This is a genomic window from Streptomyces sp. B15 (assembly GCF_018070605.1).
Classification (GTDB): domain Bacteria; phylum Actinomycetota; class Actinomycetes; order Streptomycetales; family Streptomycetaceae; genus Streptomyces; species Streptomyces smyrnaeus.
Genome location: NZ_JAGPXJ010000016.1, coordinates 14,646 through 33,025 on the forward strand (window position 1 = coordinate 14,646; position 18,380 = coordinate 33,025).

At 68.4% G+C, this 18,380-nt stretch carries 14 protein-coding genes and 1 pseudogene; 7 read left to right on the forward strand and 8 right to left on the reverse strand.

The window, feature by feature from the left end; genetic code table 11:
• Window positions 1-37: 37 nt before the first annotated feature.
• The gene (locus tag KBY19_RS10225) at window positions 38-829 is read right to left on the reverse strand and encodes a maleylpyruvate isomerase family mycothiol-dependent enzyme (RefSeq protein ID WP_307843484.1); all 792 of its coding nucleotides are present in this window, start codon (window positions 827-829) and stop codon (window positions 38-40) included.
• A gap of 121 nt (window positions 830-950) precedes the next feature.
• A pseudogene (locus KBY19_RS10230) lies at window positions 951-1,190 on the reverse strand (response regulator transcription factor); the annotation flags it as partial.
• 96 nt (window positions 1,191-1,286) lie between these two features.
• On the opposite strand from KBY19_RS10230, the gene KBY19_RS36355 reads away from it, so the two are divergent.
• Window positions 1,287-1,523 (forward strand): hypothetical protein, encoded by a 237-nt coding sequence (locus KBY19_RS36355; RefSeq protein ID WP_247690823.1) that lies wholly within the window; start codon window positions 1,287-1,289, stop codon window positions 1,521-1,523.
• 128 nt (window positions 1,524-1,651) lie between these two features.
• Here KBY19_RS36355 and KBY19_RS10240 read toward each other — a convergent pair whose 3' ends face one another.
• Together KBY19_RS10240 and KBY19_RS10245 are read right to left on the reverse strand one after the other, a co-directional pair.
• Window positions 1,652-1,954 (reverse strand): hypothetical protein, encoded by a 303-nt coding sequence (locus KBY19_RS10240; RefSeq protein ID WP_307843485.1) that lies wholly within the window; start codon window positions 1,952-1,954, stop codon window positions 1,652-1,654.
• 85 nt (window positions 1,955-2,039) lie between these two features.
• On the reverse strand, window positions 2,040-2,783 hold the full coding sequence (locus KBY19_RS10245) for an SDR family NAD(P)-dependent oxidoreductase (RefSeq protein WP_099879732.1): 744 nt from the start codon (window positions 2,781-2,783) through the stop codon (window positions 2,040-2,042).
• Window positions 2,784-2,847: 64 nt separating this feature from the next.
• Here KBY19_RS10245 and KBY19_RS10250 point away from each other — a divergent pair, with 64 nt between their 5' ends.
• The 6 genes from KBY19_RS10250 to KBY19_RS10275 all read left to right on the forward strand — a co-directional run bounded on the left by KBY19_RS10250 (window position 2,848) and on the right by KBY19_RS10275 (window position 8,637).
• Complete coding sequence (locus tag KBY19_RS10250) at window positions 2,848-3,435, forward strand: MarR family winged helix-turn-helix transcriptional regulator (protein ID WP_185016590.1); 588 nt, start codon at window positions 2,848-2,850, stop codon at window positions 3,433-3,435.
• Between the two features lie 102 nt (window positions 3,436-3,537).
• Window positions 3,538-4,197: a hypothetical protein gene (locus tag KBY19_RS10255; RefSeq protein ID WP_099879736.1), complete on the forward strand. Its 660-nt coding sequence runs from the start codon at window positions 3,538-3,540 to the stop codon at window positions 4,195-4,197.
• Between the two features lie 131 nt (window positions 4,198-4,328).
• The gene (locus tag KBY19_RS10260; protein ID WP_307843486.1) at window positions 4,329-5,294 is read left to right on the forward strand and encodes a hypothetical protein; all 966 of its coding nucleotides are present in this window, start codon (window positions 4,329-4,331) and stop codon (window positions 5,292-5,294) included.
• 166 nt (window positions 5,295-5,460) lie between these two features.
• Complete coding sequence (locus tag KBY19_RS10265) at window positions 5,461-5,955, forward strand: hypothetical protein (protein ID WP_099879743.1); 495 nt, start codon at window positions 5,461-5,463, stop codon at window positions 5,953-5,955.
• On the forward strand, window positions 5,955-8,123 hold the full coding sequence (locus tag KBY19_RS10270; protein WP_210965627.1) for a hypothetical protein: 2,169 nt from the start codon (window positions 5,955-5,957) through the stop codon (window positions 8,121-8,123). The genes KBY19_RS10265 and KBY19_RS10270 overlap by 1 nt, the downstream gene beginning before the upstream one ends.
• 151 nt (window positions 8,124-8,274) lie before the next feature.
• Window positions 8,275-8,637, forward strand: a complete 363-nt coding sequence (locus KBY19_RS10275) for a hypothetical protein (protein ID WP_210956055.1) — start codon at window positions 8,275-8,277, stop codon at window positions 8,635-8,637.
• A 99-nt stretch (window positions 8,638-8,736) separates the two neighbouring features.
• On the opposite strand, the gene KBY19_RS10280 is transcribed toward KBY19_RS10275, so the two are convergent.
• From KBY19_RS10280 to KBY19_RS10295, 4 genes are all read right to left on the reverse strand, one after another.
• A complete protein-coding gene (locus tag KBY19_RS10280) occupies window positions 8,737-10,260 on the reverse strand; it encodes a glutamate synthase subunit beta (RefSeq protein ID WP_185016594.1) in 1,524 nt (507 codons plus the stop codon).
• On the reverse strand, window positions 10,253-14,854 hold the full coding sequence (gene gltB, locus KBY19_RS10285; protein WP_247690824.1) for a glutamate synthase large subunit: 4,602 nt from the start codon (window positions 14,852-14,854) through the stop codon (window positions 10,253-10,255). The genes KBY19_RS10280 and gltB overlap by 8 nt, the downstream gene beginning before the upstream one ends.
• 654 nt (window positions 14,855-15,508) lie before the next feature.
• Window positions 15,509-16,885 (reverse strand): cytochrome P450, encoded by a 1,377-nt coding sequence (locus KBY19_RS10290; RefSeq protein WP_210965629.1) that lies wholly within the window; start codon window positions 16,883-16,885, stop codon window positions 15,509-15,511.
• Window positions 16,885-18,084, reverse strand: coding sequence for a cytochrome P450 (locus KBY19_RS10295; RefSeq protein WP_099879753.1), 1,200 nt, complete (start codon window positions 18,082-18,084; stop codon window positions 16,885-16,887). The genes KBY19_RS10290 and KBY19_RS10295 overlap by 1 nt, the downstream gene beginning before the upstream one ends.
• Window positions 18,085-18,380: the final 296 nt, after the last annotated feature.

The window sequence follows — 18,380 nt, forward strand, 5'->3', positions numbered from 1 at the left end:
GACGGCGCTACCGCCTCCGGGCCGGAGGTGTCCTGTGCTACGGGCCCGCGTCCGTCCGCCGGGCCGGCTGCGGCGGATGCGGCGGCCAGGGGCCCAGTTCGGGCAGGCCGTCCGGGCAGCGGGGCGGGCTGTCGGGCACCCGCCCGGCAAGCCATGCCGCCAGATCCCGTACGCCGCCGCACACTTCGCGGACCGGTGCGGTGCCTTCGCGGACCGGTGCGGTGCCCTCGTGGCCCGGCGTGGTGCCCTCGTGGCCCGGCGTGGTGCCCTCGTGGCCCGGTGCGGTGCCTTCCCCGCCCGTGTGCCAGCGCCGGTCCAGGTCCGTGGCGACCAGGCAGATGCCGTGCGGCAGCCTGCCCAGCAGGAAATCAAGGGCATGGGCCGCCAGTTGCCGGGGCCAGTCGGCCGGGCCGACACCGAGGTCCAGATCGACCATATGGATCCACACCTCGCGCCAGCGCGCGAACACCGTCGCGGCGATGTCCGCGTCACGGAACGCGACGGGACGCCGCCAGTCCTCCGCCGCCGCCCGCGACCATACGGCCATCAGCGTCCGGGTGTGTCCGGCCAGCGCCGCCCGGTGCTCTGCGGCCGTACGCCCGGCCGTGGCCTCGATGATCGCGTCACGCTCGGCCTGGCCCCCTTCGTAGGTGGGCACCCGCTCTCCGCACAGCGCGTGCTCGGCGAGGCGGGCGAACATCCGGGCGTTGTCGGTCAGATGCGCCAGCACATGCCCGCGGGACCAGCCGGGCAGCGCGGAGGGCGCCCGCACCTGGTCGTCGTCCACATCGGCGAGCAGTTCCCGAAGCACCCGCTGGGCCTCGGCCACTTCCGCAACAGGAGGTATCACAAGCACCAACACTAAGCCCCCGCCCCGCCATCGGGCCGCCCGGCTGATCCGAGCAGTACCGCCTGCCGCTGAAGGAAGGGGGAGCGGCACGGCAGTTCGCTCAGCAGGACGGCGCGACCAGTCCCGCTTCGTAAGCGAGGATCACGAGTTGCACCCGGTCACGCGCGTCGAGCTTGGCCAGCAGCCGGGTCAGATAGGTCTTGGCGGTGGCCACACTGAGGGAGAGCTGGTCGGCGATTTCGGCGTTGGACAGGCCCTGGCCCACCAGGGTGAGTACCTCACGTTCCCGGTCGGTGATGCGAGCGAGTTCCCTCCGCCGTGGTGGCGTCGCTGCCGGGCGGCCCTCCGTGTCGTTGCGGCCTCCGCACTCCTCGCGCCGGTGTGTGCGCTCGCCGGGCTCGCGCTCGGCGCCGTCATCCGGCACACCGCTGCCACCATGATCACCTCGGTGGTGGTCGTCCTCGTGCTGCCGCTGTTCCTGACCGACGGCCGCCACTGGCCGGCTGTTGCCGGGCACACCCTGCCCTACCGTGCATGGCTGCGGCTCGTCGATGTCAACTACTCCCCGATGGCCTTCCCGTGGACCGTCGGCGGAGCCTGGACCGTCTACGTGGTGTGGGCGTGCGCCGCCTGCGCTGTCGCCGTCACCAGCGTCCACCTGCGGGACCAGTGAGTGGTCGAGGTCCGCAGAGTGCTGCTCGCTCCGTGCTGCCGCCCCCGGATACACGGCGGCAGGGCGGCAGCACGGCGGCAGCACCCGGAAGGCGCACCCGGAAAGCGCGGACAGGAGAATACTGGCCTCTACCTCGGTGATCCCCCGGCCGCCGTGGCCGTCACCGCCGCTGTCACCGTCACCGCCGCAGTCGCCGCCTCGGCCTCGTCCAGGAGCCGGCGCAGACGTGCCGTCAGTGCCGGGTCCGCGTCCAGGAGCGGGCCGCGTACCGGACCCGCCGGCAGGCCGCGCGCGTTGAGCAGGGCCTTCGTGGCGACGGTGCCCGGCTGGCCGGTCATCACCGCCTCGGTCAGCCGGGAGAGCGCCAGATGACGCCGCGCCGCCGACTCGTGCGCCCCCGCGTCGTAGGCGTCGAGCACCCCGCGCACCATTTAATTGACGTGAAGCAGGCGCGTAAGCAGTGCTTCATTGTGCGCCGCCGGTCATGGAGGACCGGCGGTCATGGTGGGCCGCCGGTCAACGGGTGCCGCGCTCACCGCCGTTGACGTTGAGCACCTGCGCCGTGATGTCGCGGGCCGCGGACGAGGCGAGGAAGGCGACGGCTCCCGCGATGTCCTCCGGCAGGCCCGGACGCCCCAGCGCGGTGGAGGCGATCAGGTGGTCGCGCCGCTCGGGCGTGAGGTGGTCGCGGAAGAACTCCGTCTCGGCGATGTAGCCGGGCGCGACCACGTTCGCCGTGATGTCCCGCTCCCCCAGCTCCTGCGCCAGGCCCAGATTCCACGAGGCGAGGCCCGCCTTGGCCGCGCCGTAGGCGCCCGCCCCCTTGTCGGCCGCGATGGAGCCGATGCTGACGACGGCGCCGCCCTCGGCGAGCCGGTCCTCGACCGCCTTGGTCGTCAGCGCCGCGCTGACCAGGTTGGCGTCCAGGTTCGCGCGGAACCGTTGTGCGAACGCCGCCAGTTGACTGAGCCCGGTGTCGTCGGCGGTGTCGGCGGGCGCCGCGTCGAAATCGGTGTTGCCGCCCGCGTTGTTGACCAGGACGTCGAGCCGCTCGGGCAGCCGAGGCAGCAGTCGGGCCACCGCCTCGGGGTCGGTGTGGTCGCAGACCACCGCTTGTGCACCGATCTTCTCGGCCGCCGCCTCCAGCGGAGCCTGCCGTCGCCCCGTGATGACGACCGTGTCCGCGTTCTCCGCGAAGTGCCGCGCCACGGCCAGCCCGATGCCTGTCGCACCGCCGGTGACCAGGATGCCGCGTGCCATACAGTGTCCTCCAAGGATCATTCAGACCTAAATTTAGATCTAAACGTAACCGGGAGAAGCAGCCATGGCAAGCGACGACCACCCACTGGACAGCGCGTCCGACTACCCGGTGGCGGAGATCGCCGCAGCATGGGAGCGGGAGCGCCCCGGCACGCCCGTCTCCTCCATCGGCATCGTCACCCCGCTGTGGCGGCTGGCCAAACTACTGGGCGACGACCGCCGCCGCGTGCTCGCCCGCGCGGGCGTGGACCCCGCCACCCTGGACCTGCTCAGCGTGCTGCGGCGGGCGGGCGAGCCGTACGCCCTCACCACCCGGGAGCTGGCCGACCGTTCCATGATCACCGCGGGCGCCATCTCACAACGGGTGGCCCGCGCCGAACGGGAGGGTCTGGTCACCCGGCGCCCCGGGGACGCTCCCCGGGCGCAGGGCGGAGCGGGCCGCCGCCGCTCGGTCGTGGTGGAGCTGACCCCGGCCGGGCACCGGCTGGTGGAGTCCACCGTCGATCAGGTCCTCACCCGCGAAGCGGACCTGATGACGGGCCTCGACCCCGATCAGCAGAACCAACTCGCCGAGTTGCTGCGTGTCCTCCTTCAGGATGTCCAACGACGGTTGAACGATCACCGATTGACACAAGTGGGAGAACCGGAGTGAGGACTGTCGACTCCCCTTTCACTGTAGTAACTTTAAGTGATCAAAACTGCGGGTGATTCGTACCGCCGTCGCCCACGGACAGAGAGCTGAGAGAACTTGCGCATGAAAAAGCAGGCCAGCACAGCGATGTGGACCGCAGCAGCCCTGGCCGCGTCCCTCCTCCTGGGCGCGTGCGGGGGCGACGGCGACTCGGACGACAAGATCGACGGCGCCAAGGACGGAAGCAAGGCCGCCGCCAAGTCCCCCTCGCCGTCGAAGAGTTCGGACACCGGTGAGCGCAAGGCGCCCGACGAGATCAAGCTGGCGAAGGACGCCAAGAACGTCTTCGAGGACACCGAGACGGGTGACCCGAAGAAGGACGGAGTCCTGGCGGACAACCAGGCGCGGATCAACACCATCGACCGGGTCATCACCACCCGCAAGGACGTCGACCAAGTGACGGTCTACGCCAAGGGAAGGGCCGCGATCTCCGCCAACGAATACATCCAGAGCTTCCTCAAAAACGGGAAGAGCTGGGCCGGTGTAACGCGGTACTACAACCAGACCGTCAAGTTGGACGGGGACAAGATCGCCCATCTGACCTTCTGCACCGATGAGAGCAAGGCGAAGAACAAGATCCTCAAAACGGGGAAGCTTGAGCCGAACAACGGGGGCGAGAAGAATTATATCTTCAGCACACTGCGGCTCGAGCGCAACAAGGAAGGCGTCTGGCAAGCGACATCCGGTTCTGAGACAGCGGGGGCCAAGAAGTGTATGAGTTGAAACGCAGAGCTTCGGTGACTGGTCTGGCAGCAATTTTTCTACTCACCGCCTCCAGCGGCGCGTACGCCGCCGAAACCGAAGGGAAGGGATCAGGGAAAGGATCCCTCACGGGAGGATCCAACCACGGAAAGGTGACGTCCGAGGTCTCCCACGTCCAGATAACCGGCGGGGGCGGCAAGACCAAGAACACCGTCAAGCTGAACCCCAAGGATCCCAACTGGGAAGCTCCTGCGTGCTGGTACGAGCCCAAGACGACGCCCAAGGAACTCAAGGAGAAGATCGAGAGCGCGAAGCCGAAGAAGCGGAAGCCGGAGAAGAAGAAGGATTCCGGCACGATCTTCGACGACCTGGAAGAAAGCAACCAGAAGGCAGTGGACGGCCTCCAGAACCAGGTCGTCAACCTCTACGAGAACTACTACCAGACCGACAAGTACGAGGACTACAACATCGACCAGCAGGGCAAAGGCATGTTCTGGGAGGGCGTGCGGAATCCCAACCGCGCGGACGACCCCGAGGCCGACGCCTGCAGCGAGCACGCCATCTGGGTGCCCAAGGGCAAGCCGCCCGAGAGCATGCCGCTCGCGGTCAGCCCGAAGATTCTCGCGGAGTACGCGTACGAGGAACTGCCCATCCCGGGGACCGACATATCGATGAACCCGGAGGACAAGCAGACGGTCAATCTCGACACCTGGGTGTGGCTCGACAAGGGGAAGTTCAAGCCGGTGGACGTGACCGCGTCCCTGGATCTGGAAGACGGCACCCACCTTTCGGCGACCACCACTGCGAAGCCCACCTCGCTCACCCTGGAACCGGGTACCGACGCTGCCAAGACGTACCCCGGCTCGGGAAAATGCGTGGTCAAGAACGGGCAGTTGGGTGAGGAGTACTCGGCCGGCAAGAAGGACGAGACCCCGCCCTGCGGGATCAGGTATCTGCGGGCCAGCGGCCAGAACGGTTCCTACCCGCTGAAGGCGACGCTCACCTGGGACATCTCCTGGAAGGGCTCGGACGGGACCAGCGGCGATCTGCCGTCCGGCTCCTTCAGCACGACCGAGAACGTCACCGTGAAGGAGATCCAGTCCATCGTCCGCGACTGACGGGGCCGATTACCAAGCGCAGGGGCTGACGGACGAGCCGGCAGCCCCTTTTGCGCGACCACCGTCTGGACATCGTCCGTATATCTCCGTAACTCCCTTGCGGCCTCAGCAGCAACGCCTGTTACCGTGACAGCTGATTTGTGCACACAGGGTGACTGGGGGGACGATGTCGTTCGCGAGCGAGTGGGAACAGCTCAAACAAGGCTCGCAACAGGACTCGACACGTATGCAGCTCAACGGGACACCGGACGGCTCGTACCGCCCGGGGACGGTCGGCTCCTCACCCGCAGGTGATCTGAAGGTCAGCCAGAAGGACTTAGCCGCTGTCGGTGATGCGGCGTACAAGGTGTACCAGCGCTTGAAGAGCGACGGCGGCCACGCACGGGCGAGTACGGAGACCGCCAAGAAATCTCTTTCGGGTGACTTCGAACTGGCCTCGGCCTTGGGTCACGTCGGCGAACGCTGGGATGAGCAGCTGCGGACCGTCCTTGACGCCTGTGCTCACATCTCCAACCATCTGGACTTCACCAAGAAGGCCCACGCGGGTGATGAGCAGTGGATTCGCGTCCAGATCAGCAAAATCTCGGAGCTTGACAAGGGGTTTGACGAACGGACCCAACCGCAGCCTCCCTCCAAGGCCCCGTCGAACGGGGCCGGCTGATGGACCTGGACGCGCTGCTCGGAGCGAAGTTCACCAGCCTCGGTGACGCGGTCTCCGACTGGCGGCAGATGAGGGACAAGCTCGACACCTTGGCTGCCGACGCACGGTCTCAACTCCGCAACCGGGCCAAGAAGGCCGACTGGGCGGGCGTCAACTCCGATGTCACCCGCCCGTTCATCGACAAGACGGTCGGGGAGATCGAAGACGCGCGCACCCAGGCGGAGAGCATTCACAACATCCTCAAGGACACGTGTGCCGAGCTGACCCGCTACCGGGACTCCTTGGAATTCAAGATCACCGAAGCCGACTGGCAGCACGTCCGGGTCAAGGACACCGGGAATGGATCGTTCGAAGTCAGGGCGAAGGACGGGGCGAAGGTCCCACAACCGACTCTCGACCGGTTCCGGGACGACATCGCAGATCTGCTCAAGAAGGCGACCAAGTCCGACAGCACCGCGAAAGACGCTCTTTACGCGTTGGTGGATCAGAGCAAGTACGGATTCTCCGACGCGCGTTACAAGAACAGGGACGAAGCGGCGAAGGCCCTGGAGGACGCCGAACGTGCTGCGGTACTGGCCAAGGATCCCGCAAAGGCTGCTGAGCTGAACCGTCTCCTCAAGGACCACAAGGGAGACAGCCTCTTCGCCGAACGGTTTGCGACGAAGCTGGGCCCCAAGGGCACGCTCGACCACTGGCTCACAGTCAACGATCCGAGCCGGGCGCAGCAGGGCGATCTCGAAGAGCTGCAGAAGAATCTGAGCATGACACTGGCTCAGGCCACCCAGTCCGACAGCCCGGCGATGGACCGCTGGGAACGGGCCGTGATCAAAGCTGGACCGGGGGTGGTGGGCAAGGAGCCGGGTGGACCGGTCGGCTTCCAGGTCATGAGCAATCTGATGCGGTACGGGGACTACGATGACACGTTTCTGTCCAAATACGGCACCAAGCTGGTCGCCGAGGACAAACGGCGTAGTGACGGCGGAGAAGATCCCGGCTGGGACACGGACAACTCCTACGGCCTCAACCCGAACGGCCCAGACGGCGGCCTCGATCCGATGACCGGCTATATGAAGGGCCTGGCCCGCAGCCCGGACGCCGCGACGGATTTCCTCACCGAAGGCCCTTCCGGAAAGACGAACTTCCACTATCTGTTCAACGACCGGGAATGGCCCAAGGAATACGGCGCCGGTGGGGAGGAACTCCACACCGGCAAGAACTACCTGGCCCAGGCGATCGCTGCGGGGACGACCGGAACGCCCGTGGGCGAGCCGATCCCCAAGGACCTGCCGCCCCACAACGAGCAGCAGGCGAAGCTCTTCGAAGACGTGGTCCACACCATCGCCAAGGACGACGGCAAGCTCACCGACAACGGATACATGTCCGACAGCTTCGGCAAGATGACGGCGCACTATCTGCCCGACATCAACCGTGCGATCTCGGACGACGCCTACGGTGACACGCCAAAGCTGTATCCCTTGTCGGGCGCCCAGGCGAACCCCTCGCACCAGGATGTCACCAGATTTCTGTTCACCTTGGGGCAGAACCCCGAGGGCTATGCGATGGTCGAACTCGGGCAGAAGCAGTATGCGGCGAATCTGATGGACTACCATCTCGACCCGGACCTTCCCGCGGACAAGCGTCTCATTCAGACCTCCGAGTCCCCTCAAGAAGCTATTCGCAGGATCTCGGAGCAGGCGGGAGAGATTGGCGGCACCCTTGCCGCTGGCCGCGAGGAAGCGGTTCTGGGGCCTGCGAAGGAAGAGGATGAGTCCTTCACGCATGCATTGGCACAGGGGAAGAACCTGGTATCCGGCGCCATTGGCACCGGGATCGGAATCGGCACTTCCTTCGTAGCCAGCCCCGTCGCTGGAGCCACCACGGCCGCAGTGACCTCAACCGCCAGCGGCATGATCCTGGAAGAGATTTTCCAGACTAACGAAACCGGCCGAACCGAGAATGTAGGGTATCTCGCGGGAGGCAAATGGGAAACAACTCAGGACAATCACGCGAAAATCAGCCAACTGGCCGCCAGGTTGGCTGCGAAGGCCCATAATTCCAAGTATGAGAGTGATGTTTCCGACTGGGCACAGTCCGGCACGTCCAGCGGTTTCGGGAAGGCCCATACAAACCTAGAGGAAATGGCGGATGATCTCGAAACGGACGCGTAGGTCGCTGCTCCTTGTTTCACTGCTGTGCAGCGCCGCCCTTGCCAGTACAGGGTGCACAGAGAAACGTCGAGAATACAGCGTCCCCAACTCTCTGTGCGGCATCAAGGTTTCCTCTCGACTGCTTGAGCCCCTACTTCCCCCAGGAAAGTCGTTGAAACAGGATTTTGACGACCCGCTGCTCAACCACGGAAACCTGCATTGCAAGTTGTCCGTCGACGAGAAAGTCGTATTCATCGGCACTCAAACATGGCTGGAAAAAGGGCATTCGACGCTTGCCTTGGCTACCATCCAGCCCGAAATGGAACCTGAAATGCTCGACGGGGGCCCGGATTTTCAGTACTCCCAAAAGGGCGCGGCACTGAGGGTTTACTGCCCGAACCCGAGGAAAAAAGAGTCGGACCTCTTCGCCCTCACCCGCATCCCCGGTCCGCAAGAACCCGACGTCTCCGACGTGAAGGCGTTCACCAAGAACTACAGCAAGGGAGTGGCGGCGTCGCGGCAGTGTTCGCGGTGACGCCGGCCGCAGGCACAGTGCGGCGCCTGCCACAACCCGGTCGGGGACTGGCAGGCGCCGCGTCGTCCGTACGCCCTTGTACGGAAGTTCCGAAGGAAGCTACACCGTCAGCGCGCGGTCCGTGGGGCGGACCGGGGCGTGGAGGGTGCTGGACTCGCCGGTGAGGTAGCGGTCGACGGCCTTGGCGGCGGAGCGGCCTTCGGCGATGGCCCAGACGATGAGGGACTGGCCGCGGCCGGCGTCGCCGGCGACGTAGACGCCGGGGACGTTGGTGGCGTAGTCGCCGTCCCGGGCGATGTTGCCGCGGGCGTCGAGTTCCACGCCGAACTGCTCGACCAGGCCGTTCTCCCGGTCGACGCCGGTGAAGCCCATGGCGAGGGTGACCAGTTGGGCGGGGATCTTCCGCTCCGTACCGGGCTTGGGCTCCAGCTTGCCGTCGACCATCTCGACCTCGACCAGGTGCAGCCACTGGACGTTGCCGTCCTCGTCGCCCTCGAAGTGGGTGGTGTTGACGGAGTAGACCCGTCCCTCCTCGCCCGCCTTCGGCGAGGAGGGTCCCTGACCAGAGCGAGCCCGGTTCAGTTCGATGGTCTCCTCGTGTGCGGAGGTCACCTTGTAGAGCATGGGGAAGGTCGGCCACGGCTGGCGGGCCGGGTCCCGCTCCTCGCCCGGCTTGGGCATGATCTCCAGCTGGGTGACGGAGGCCGCGCCCTGCCGGTGCGCGGTGCCGACGCAGTCGGCGCCGGTGTCGCCGCCGCCGATGACGACGACATGCTTGCCCTCGGCGGTGATGGGGGGCGTCACGAAGTCGCCCTCCTGCACCTTGTTGGACAGCGGCAGGTACTCCATCGCCTGGTGGACGCCGTTCAGCTCGCGGCCGGGTACGGGCAGGTCGCGTGCCGTGGTGGCGCCCGCGGCGATGACGACCGCGTCGTACCGCTTGCGCAGCTTCTGCGCGTCGATGTCGCGGCCGATCTCGACACCGGTGCGGAACTTGGTGCCCTCCGCGCGCATCTGCTCGATACGGCGGTTGATGTGCCGCTTCTCCATCTTGAACTCGGGGATGCCGTAGCGCAGCAGTCCGCCGATGCGGTCGGCGCGCTCGTAGACGGCGACCGTGTGGCCGGCCCGGGTGAGCTGCTGGGCCGCGGCCAGCCCTGAGGGGCCGGAGCCGATGACGGCGACGGTCTTGCCGCTCAGCCGCTCGGGGGGCTGGGGGGTGACGCCGCCGGTCTCCCACGCCTTGTCGATGATGGAGACCTCGACGTTCTTGATGGTGACGGGGGGCTGGTTGATGCCCAGCACACACGCCGACTCGCAGGGTGCGGGGCAGAGTCGACCGGTGAACTCGGGGAAGTTGTTGGTCGCGTGCAGCCGCTCGCTCGCGGCCTCCCAGTCGCCGCGGTAGGCGTAGTCGTTCCACTCGGGGATGAGGTTGCCCAGCGGACAGCCGTTGTGGCAGAAGGGGATGCCGCAGTCCATGCAGCGCCCGGCCTGCTTGCTGATGATGGGCAGCAGGGAGCCGGGTACGTAGACCTCGTTCCAGTCCTTGACCCGCTCCTCGACCGGGCGGGTCTCGGCGACCTCGCGGTCGGTGTTCAGGAAGCCCTTGGGGTCAGCCATTGGTCGCCGCCTCCATCATCTTCTCGTGGGTCTCGGACTCACTGAGCCCCGCTCGCTCGGCGGCGTCCTTGGCGGCGAGCACAGCCTTGTACGTGGCGGGCAGGACCTTGCTGAAGCGGCTGAGCGCTCCGTCGGGTCCGTCCCAGTCGGCGAGGAGCTTGGCGGCCACGGTGGAGCCGGTCTCCTCCTGGTGGCGGCGCACGACCTCGTGCAGCCACGCCTTGTCGTCGTCGGTCAGCTCCTCGACGGCGCCGCGCAGCCCGGCGTTGACATTGGCCAGGTCGAGGTCGATGACGTAGGCGGTGCCGCCGGACATACCGGCGCCGAAGTTGCGGCCCGTGGTGCCCAGGACGACGGCCGCGCCGCCGGTCATGTACTCGCAGCCGTGGTCGCCCACGCCTTCGGAGACGACCAGTGCGCCGGAGTTGCGGACGCAGAAGCGTTCGCCGACCCGGCCGCGCAGGAAGATCTCGCCGCCGGTGGCGCCGTAGGCGAGCGTGTTGCCCGCGATGGCGGAGAACTCGGCGAGGTGGTCGGCGCCCCGGTCGGGGCGGACGACCAGGCGGCCGCCGGAGAGGCCCTTGCCGACGTAGTCGTTGGCGTCGCCCTCCAGTCGCAGGGTGATGCCGCGCGGGACGAAGGCGCCGAACGACTGGCCGGCGGAGCCGGTGAAGGTGATGTCGATGGTGTCGTCGGGCAGTCCGGCGCCGCCGAACTTCTTGGTGACCTCGTGCCCGAGCATGGTGCCGACGGTCCGGTTGACGTTGCGGATCGCGACCTGGGCGCGGACCGGCTCCGCCTGTTCGGCGGTGTCGGCCTGCAGGGCGTCGGCGGCCAGCTTGATGAGCTGGTTGTCGAGCGCCTTCTCCAGTCCGTGGTCCTGGGGGACGGCCTGGTGCAGCACGGCGCCCTCGGGCAGCTCGGGCACGTGCAGCAGCGGTGCCAGGTCGAATCCCTGGGCCTTCCAGTGGTCCACGGCGCGCGAGGTGTCGAGGAGTTCGGTGTGCCCGATGGCCTCGTCCAGGGTGCGGAAGCCCAGTTCGGCGAGGAGTTCGCGGACCTCTTCGGCGATGAACCGGAAGAAGTTGACGACGTATTCGGCCTTGCCGCTGTAGCGCTCGCGCAGTACCGGGTTCTGGGTGGCGATGCCGACCGGGCAGGTGTCCAGGTGGCAGACACGCATCATGACGCAGCCGGAGACGACCAGCGGCGCGGTGGCGAAGCCGAACTCCTCGGCGCCCAGCAGCGCGGCGATGACCACGTCGCGGCCGGTCTTGAGCTGGCCGTCGGTCTGCACGACGATCCGGTCGCGCAACCCGTTGAGCAGCAGTGTCTGCTGCGTCTCGGCCAGGCCCAGCTCCCAGGGGCCGCCCGCGTGCTTGAGCGAGGTGAGCGGGGAGGCTCCGGTGCCGCCGTCGTGTCCGGAGATGAGCACGACGTCCGCGTGCGCCTTGGAGACGCCCGCCGCGACCGTGCCGACGCCGACCTCGGAGACCAGCTTCACATGGACGCGGGCTGCCGGGTTGGCGTTCTTCAGGTCGTGGATGAGCTGGGCGAGGTCCTCGATGGAGTAGATGTCGTGGTGCGGCGGGGGCGAGATGAGGCCGACGCCGGGTGTGGAGTGCCGGGTCCTGGCCACCCACGGGTAGACCTTGTGGCCGGGCAGCTGGCCGCCCTCGCCGGGCTTGGCGCCCTGGGCCATCTTGATCTGGATGTCGTCGGCGTTGACGAGGTATTCGGAGGTGACGCCGAACCGGCCGGAGGCGACCTGCTTGATCGCGGACCGCCGGGAGGGGTCGTAGAGCCGCTCGGGGTCCTCGCCGCCCTCGCCGGTGTTGGACTTGCCGCCGAGCTGGTTCATGGCGATGGCCAGCGTCTCGTGCGCCTCCTGGGAGATGGAGCCGTACGACATGGCGCCGGTGGAGAACCGCTTGACGATCTCGTCGGCGGACTCGACCTCCTCGACGGGGATCGAGGGGCGGCCGCTCTTGAAGGAGAACAGGCCGCGCAGCGTCATCAGCCGCTCGGACTGCTCGTCCACCCGCTGGGTGTACTGCTTGAAGATGTCGTAGCGGCGCCGGCGGGTGGAGTGCTGGAGGCGGAAGACCGTCTCCGGGTCGAACAGGTGCGGCTCGCCCTCGCGGCGCCACTGGTACTCGCCGCCGATGTCCAGCAGCCGGTGGGCGGGCGCGATACCGGAGGAGGGGTACGCCTTGGCGTGCCGGGCGGCCACCTCCTGGGCGATGACGTCGAGGCCGGCGCCGCCGATCTTGGTGGTGGTGCCGTGGAAGTAGCGGTCGACGAACTCCTCGTCCAGGCCGACGGCCTCGAAGACCTGCGCGCCGCGGTAGGAGGCGACGGTGGAGATGCCCATCTTGGACATCACCTTCAGCACGCCCTTGCCCAGCGCGTAGATCAGATTGCGGATGGCCTGCTCGGGTTCGAGCCCTTCCCCGGAGTCGGTCGCCGAGGTGCCCCCGGTGCCGGGCAGGAAGGTGCCGGCGCGCACCAGGTCCTCGACGGACTCCATGGCCAGGTAGGGGTTGACCGCTGCGGCGCCGTAGCCGATGAGCAGCGCCACGTGGTGCACCTCGCGGACGTCACCGGCCTCCACCAGCAGACCCACCTGGGTGCGCTGCTTGGTACGGATGAGGTGGTGGTGCACGGCGGAGGTGAGCAGCAGCGACGGGATCGGCGCGTGCTCGGCGTCCGAGTGGCGGTCGGACAGCACGATGAGCCGGGCTCCGGATTCGATCGCCGCGTCGGCCTCCGCACAGATCTGCTCGATACGGGCCGCGAGGCCGTCCCCTCCTTCGGCGACGCGGTAGAGCCCGGAGAGCGTGGCGGACTTGAAGCCCGGCAGGTCGCCGTCGGCGTTGATGTGGATGAGCTTGGCCAGCTCGTCGTTGTCGATGACGGGGAACGGCAGCGTCACGCTCCGGCAGGAGGCCGCGGTCGGGTCCAGCAGGTTGCCCTGCGGGCCCAGCGGCGAGTGCAGCGAGGTGACCAGCTCCTCGCGGATCGCGTCCAGGGGCGGGTTGGTGACCTGCGCGAACAGCTGGGTGAAGTAGTCGAAGATCAGCCGGGGCCGCTCGGAGAGCGCAGCGATGGGCGAGTCGGTGCCCATCGAGCCGATCGGCTCGGCGCCGCTGCGGGCCATCGGGGCGAGCAGGACGCGCAGCTCTTCCTCGGTGTAGCCGAAGGTCTGCTGGCGGCGGGTGACCGAGGCGTGGGTGTGCACGATGTGCTCGCGCTCGGGCAGGTCGGCCAGCTCGATGAGGCCCGCTTCCAGCCACTCCTGGTACGGGTGCTCGGCGGCCAGCTGCGCCTTGATCTCGTCGTCCTCGATGATGCGCTTCTCGGCGGTGTCCACCAGGAACATCCGGCCGGGCTGCAGGCGGCCCTTGCGCACGACCTTCGCCGGGTCGATGTCGAGGACGCCTACCTCGGAGGCGAGGACGACCAGCCCGTCGTCGGTGACCCAGTACCGGCCCGGACGCAGCCCGTTGCGGTCGAGAACGGCGCCGACCTGGGTGCCGTCGGTGAAGGTGACGCAGGCGGGGCCGTCCCAGGGCTCCATCATGTTCGAGTGGTACTGGTAGAAGGCCCTGCGCGCGGGGTCCATGGAGTCCTGCGACTCGGCGCTCTCCCAGGCCTCGGGCACCATCATCAGCACCGAGTGCGGCAGCGAACGCCCACCCAGGTGCAGCAGCTCCAGCACCTCGTCGAAGGTCGCCGAGTCGGAGGCGCCCTCCGTGCAGACGGGGAAGATCCGCTCCAGGGGCTCGTGGCCCCCGTCGTGCTCGCGGCTGAACAGCTCGGAGGCGAGCTGCGACTCACGGGCGCGCATCCAGTTGCGGTTGCCCTGCACGGTGTTGATCTCACCGTTGTGCGCGACGAACCGGTAGGGGTGGGCCAGCGGCCAGCTCGGGAAGGTGTTGGTGGAGAAGCGCGAGTGCACCAGCGCGATGGCGGTGGCGAAGCGGCGGTCCGACAGGTCGGGGAAGAACGGCTCCAGCTGTCCGGTCGTCAGCATGCCCTTGTAGACCAGGGTGCGGGCGGACAGCGAGGGGAAGTAGACGCCGGCCTCGCGCTCGGCGCGCTTGCGCAGCACGAACGCCAGCCGGTCGAGGGCGATGTCGCTGCGCTGGCCCGCTGTGTCGGCGACGAACAGCTGCCGGAACGTGGGCATGGTGGCGCGGGCGCCGGGGCCCAGCAGTTCGGGCGCGACGGGGACCTCGCGCCAGCCGAGCACGGTCAGCCCCTCCTCGGACGCCAGCGTCTCGATGTGCGAGACGGCGGCCGAGGTGGCCTGCGGGTCGTCCTCCTCGTGCGGCAGGAAGGCGGTGCCCACGGCGTAGGAACCCGGCTCGGGCAGGGCGAAGGGGACGTTCTCGCGCAGGAAGGCGTCGGGGACCTGCAGCAGGATGCCGGCGCCGTCACCGGTGTCCGGGTCGGAGCCGGTGGCGCCCCGGTGCTCGAGGTTGCGGAGCACGGTCAGCGCCTTTTCGACCAGCTGGTGGCTGGGCTCGCCGGTCAGGGTCGCCACGAAGCCGACGCCGCAGGCGTCGTGCTCGTATCGGGGGTCGTACATGCCCTGCTTGGCAGGGCGGTGGGCGGCCCAATCCGCTGTAGGCACAGCACGCATCGGCTCTCCCGTCGTCTCGTGGCAGTGGTACGTACCGAGGGACGACGTTGGCCCTCATATGGCAAAAGGATCGTGCAGAAATTTTCGTGCAGGTTACATGGTGGCGGACTTCCCGGAAAGTGGAAGACGCATCTCACCATGCGAACGCGGGCGCGACTGTGTCAGCGCGCCGACGCGGAATGGTCCTTATGGGACCGGAGGAGTCCTGCACAGAGGGTTCGGGGTGGGTGGCCCCGGGTGATGAGCGGCTTTGACTCGCGCGCAGGCGTCGTTGCCGGCGGCGTTACGGACTACTGCCCAGCGCCACGCGAGATGAAACCGCCGGGTAACACACGGATCATGCAGCCACCCCTTTCGGAGCGCCATGAACCAGGTCACAGCGCCCGTACCCCGCATGGTGGGCTGCGCTTGTCAGCCCTACTCCCCCAGCCTCCGGCCGGGCGGTACCCCCAGGGCGCAGACCTCCCAAGCGCGGGGGGCGCCCCACCAGGGGCGCGGGGAACTGCTCCCCCAGCCTCCGGCCGGGAGGTGCCCCCACAAGCCACCAAGCATCCGCAGACTGCGACGGACAGGCAGGGGCCCCCCTCAGCAGCGCGAGGGCTACCGCCGCAACCGCACCGGCAACGACTCCAACTCGTTCTGCGTGAGAACGGGACGATTGCGGATCTCCGTGACCGGGACGGCCGGCGAAAGCCCAGGAAACCGCTCGAACAGCGCCGGGAGGGCAACCAATGCCTCCAGCCGGGACAGCCCCGCACCGGGGCAGATGTGCGACCCGTGCCCGAAGGCGAGGTGCCGGATGGGCGCGGGGCGCCGTACATCGAAGCGGTCCGCGTCCTGACCGTGCTGCTCCCGGTCCCTCCCGATGGCGCGGTAGGACATCACCACCCCTTCCCCCGTACGGATGACGGCGCCGGTCTGCTCGACCTCGATGTCCGAGGTCGCAAACCGCATCAGGAGGTGGGTGGAGGGCGACTCCCACCGCAGCGTCTCCTCGATGACCGCCTCCCAGCCGACCTCGCCGTCGAGCACGAGCCGCAGCTGGTCCGGATGGGTGAGCAGCGCCCGTACCGCGCACAGGATCAAGGTCACCGTGGTCTCGTGCCCGGCGGCGACCATGGCCTCCAGGTTGCCCCGCACCTCCTCGGGGGTCAGCGGCTCGCCGCCCTCGTCGGCGAGGATCAGGGCACTGGTGAGGTCGTCGCCCGGGGTGGCGGTCTTGTCCCGGACCATCTGCGCGTAGAGGTCGTCCAGCTCCTGGATGACGGCCAGCCGCTCGTCCTGCGGCGTCAGCATGGAGAAGAAGGCCTCGTAGAGCTGGTGCAGCCGTGGCTCCAGCTCCGGGTCGACGCCCATCAGGGAGCAGACGACCGACATGGGCAGTGGCTGCGCGAAAGCCGATTTCAGGTCGACGGGCTCCTCGGGCGCCTGGGCGGCGTGCGCCTCCAGCGCGTCCAGCAGCCGACCGGCGATCCGTTCGACGACGGGCCGGATCCCCTCCAGCCGGCGCGGGGTGAGGGCCTGGGCCGTCTTGACGCGCAGCCGCCGGTGCTCGGCGCCGTCCACGGTGAACATGGAGCGGCCCGCGTCGACCATGCCGATCAGCGGCCAGCTCTCGTCGATCTCGCCGCTGCGCCACAGGTTCCAGCGGGTGATGTCCTTGACCAGCCGGGCGTCGGTGAGCAGCTTGCGCGCCTGGGCGTGGGTGGTGACCGCCCATGCCTCGGCGCCCATGAGGTCGATCCGGGCGAGCGGTCCGGTGGTCCGCAGCGCCTCGGTCTCCTCGGCGAGCGCGCCGACGAGCGGGTCGATGGCGATCGGGCACCCCGGGGAGCCGGGAGCCGCTCCCCCGGCCGGGGAGCCGGGAGTCGCTTCCCCGGCCGCCGGGCACCCGCCGGACGCCGCCCCGCCGGGAAGGGCGCCGCTCGCCGTGGTCGGTGAGTTCCCGCTCGCCGTGGTCGGTACGTTCCCGTTCATCAGCGTCCTCCGTACGGGGGTGTGGTGGCGAACCGGACGGGGAGCACCGTCATGCCGCGCAGAAAGGGCGAGGGGCGGCGGGCCAGCGCGCGGGGCGCTACGGCCAGTTCGAGGTCGGGGAGCCGGTCGAGCAGCACCTCGATGCCGGTTCGGGCGATGATCTCGGCGAGCTCCTGTGCCGGGAAGGGGCACTGGTACTCGCCGTGGCTGAAGGCGAAGTGGGCGAAGTTGCTGTTGCGCAGGCCGTTCGCGCTGTGCGGGGTGTGTGCCGCCGGGTCGCCGTTGGCTCCGGCGAGACCGAGCAGCAGCATGTCGCCCCGGGCGATGGTGTGGCCGCCCAGCCGAGTGTCGCGCGCGGCCCAGCGGCCGGCGAGGATCTGGGTGGGGGTGTCCTCCCACAGCACCTCGTTCATGGCCTCCGGGATGCTGTGGCGACCACCGGTCAGTGAGACGGCGAACCTGTCGTCGGTGAGCATGAGGCGCACCGAGTTGCCGATCCAGTCTGCCGTCGGCAGGAAACCGGCGGAGGTGAGGGCCATCAGATTGAGGACGTACGCCTCGTCGGTGAACTCCTCGGGGTGGGCCAGCATGGCGGAGAGGACGTCGGGGCCCGGCGCTGTCTGCTTGCGGGCGACCAGCCGCGACATGAGGGCCAGCGCGTGCTCGAACCCGGCCAGCGCGTCGGGGCCGCCGTCGGCCATGTCGGTGAGGGAGCGGATCAGCTCGGGCCCGTCGGAGTCGGGGAAGCCCAGGATCCGGGCGAGGGTGAGCAGCGTCAGCGGTTTGGCGTAGGCGGAGACGATCTCGGTTTCGCCCGCGGCGCAGAAGCTGTCGATGAGGCGGTCGGCCATCTCCTCGGTGGTGCGCCGCAGTCCGATGCCGTCCACGTTCTCCAGCGCGTACTGGATCATCGCCAGATGGCGGCGGTGCTCCTCGCCGACGGTGAAGTAGACGGAGGGCTGCCGGGTGCCGATCATCGGGCGCAGCGGCCAGTCCTCGGGGAGCGTGTCCCACTGGTTCCACAGCCCCTGGTCGCGGGGGAAGAGCACCGGGTCGGCGGTGACCTGGTAGAGCTCGCGGTAGCCGATGACCAGCCAGGCGGGGACGTCGCCGGGGAGGGTGACGGGGACGACGGGGCCGTGGTCGCGCCGCATGTCCCGGTAGACCGCCTCCAGGTCGGTGTGGAACCGGGGGCCCATCAGCGGGACCGGCCCCGGGGCGGTGCCACCGCCTCCGGACGCGGGGCACGCCCGGCCTTCCGGAGTACGGGGCTCCGAGGCGGGTGGGCCGTGTGCGGCGGCCGACCGGTAGGGCTGGGGCTGACTGGTCACGGTCGTAACTCCCCTTTGGGCTGCGGCACTTGACGTTCGCAGGTGTCACTTCGTGCACAGCCTAGGCGTGTTCACGATCAGAGGGAGGCCGTTCCTGACGATCGGCATCACTCATTCCGCCCACAACTGCTCGCCCAGCGACCCGCCCTGAGACCGGCGAACAT

Excerpts from the sequence above, each read along its gene's own strand:
- KBY19_RS10245 (WP_099879732.1), bottom strand. The coding sequence starts at position 2,783 with ATGGCACGCGGCATCCTGGTCACCGGCGGTGCGACAGGCATCGGGCTG.
- KBY19_RS10240 (WP_307843485.1), bottom strand. The coding sequence starts at position 1,954 with ATGGTGCGCGGGGTGCTCGACGCCTACGACGCGGGGGCGCACGAGTCG.
- KBY19_RS10280 (WP_185016594.1), bottom strand. The coding sequence starts at position 10,260 with ATGGCTGACCCCAAGGGCTTCCTGAACACCGACCGCGAGGTCGCCGAG.
- gltB (WP_247690824.1), bottom strand. The coding sequence starts at position 14,854 with ATGTACGACCCCCGATACGAGCACGACGCCTGCGGCGTCGGCTTCGTG.
- KBY19_RS10265 (WP_099879743.1), top strand. The coding sequence starts at position 5,461 with ATGTCGTTCGCGAGCGAGTGGGAACAGCTCAAACAAGGCTCGCAACAG.
- KBY19_RS10295 (WP_099879753.1), bottom strand. The coding sequence starts at position 18,084 with ATGGGCCCCCGGTTCCACACCGACCTGGAGGCGGTCTACCGGGACATG.
- KBY19_RS10255 (WP_099879736.1), top strand. The coding sequence starts at position 3,538 with ATGAAAAAGCAGGCCAGCACAGCGATGTGGACCGCAGCAGCCCTGGCC.
- KBY19_RS10290 (WP_210965629.1), bottom strand. The coding sequence starts at position 16,885 with ATGAACGGGAACGTACCGACCACGGCGAGCGGGAACTCACCGACCACG.
- KBY19_RS36355 (WP_247690823.1), top strand. The coding sequence starts at position 1,287 with ATGATCACCTCGGTGGTGGTCGTCCTCGTGCTGCCGCTGTTCCTGACC.
- KBY19_RS10270 (WP_210965627.1), top strand. The coding sequence starts at position 5,955 with ATGGACCTGGACGCGCTGCTCGGAGCGAAGTTCACCAGCCTCGGTGAC.
- KBY19_RS10250 (WP_185016590.1), top strand. The coding sequence starts at position 2,848 with ATGGCAAGCGACGACCACCCACTGGACAGCGCGTCCGACTACCCGGTG.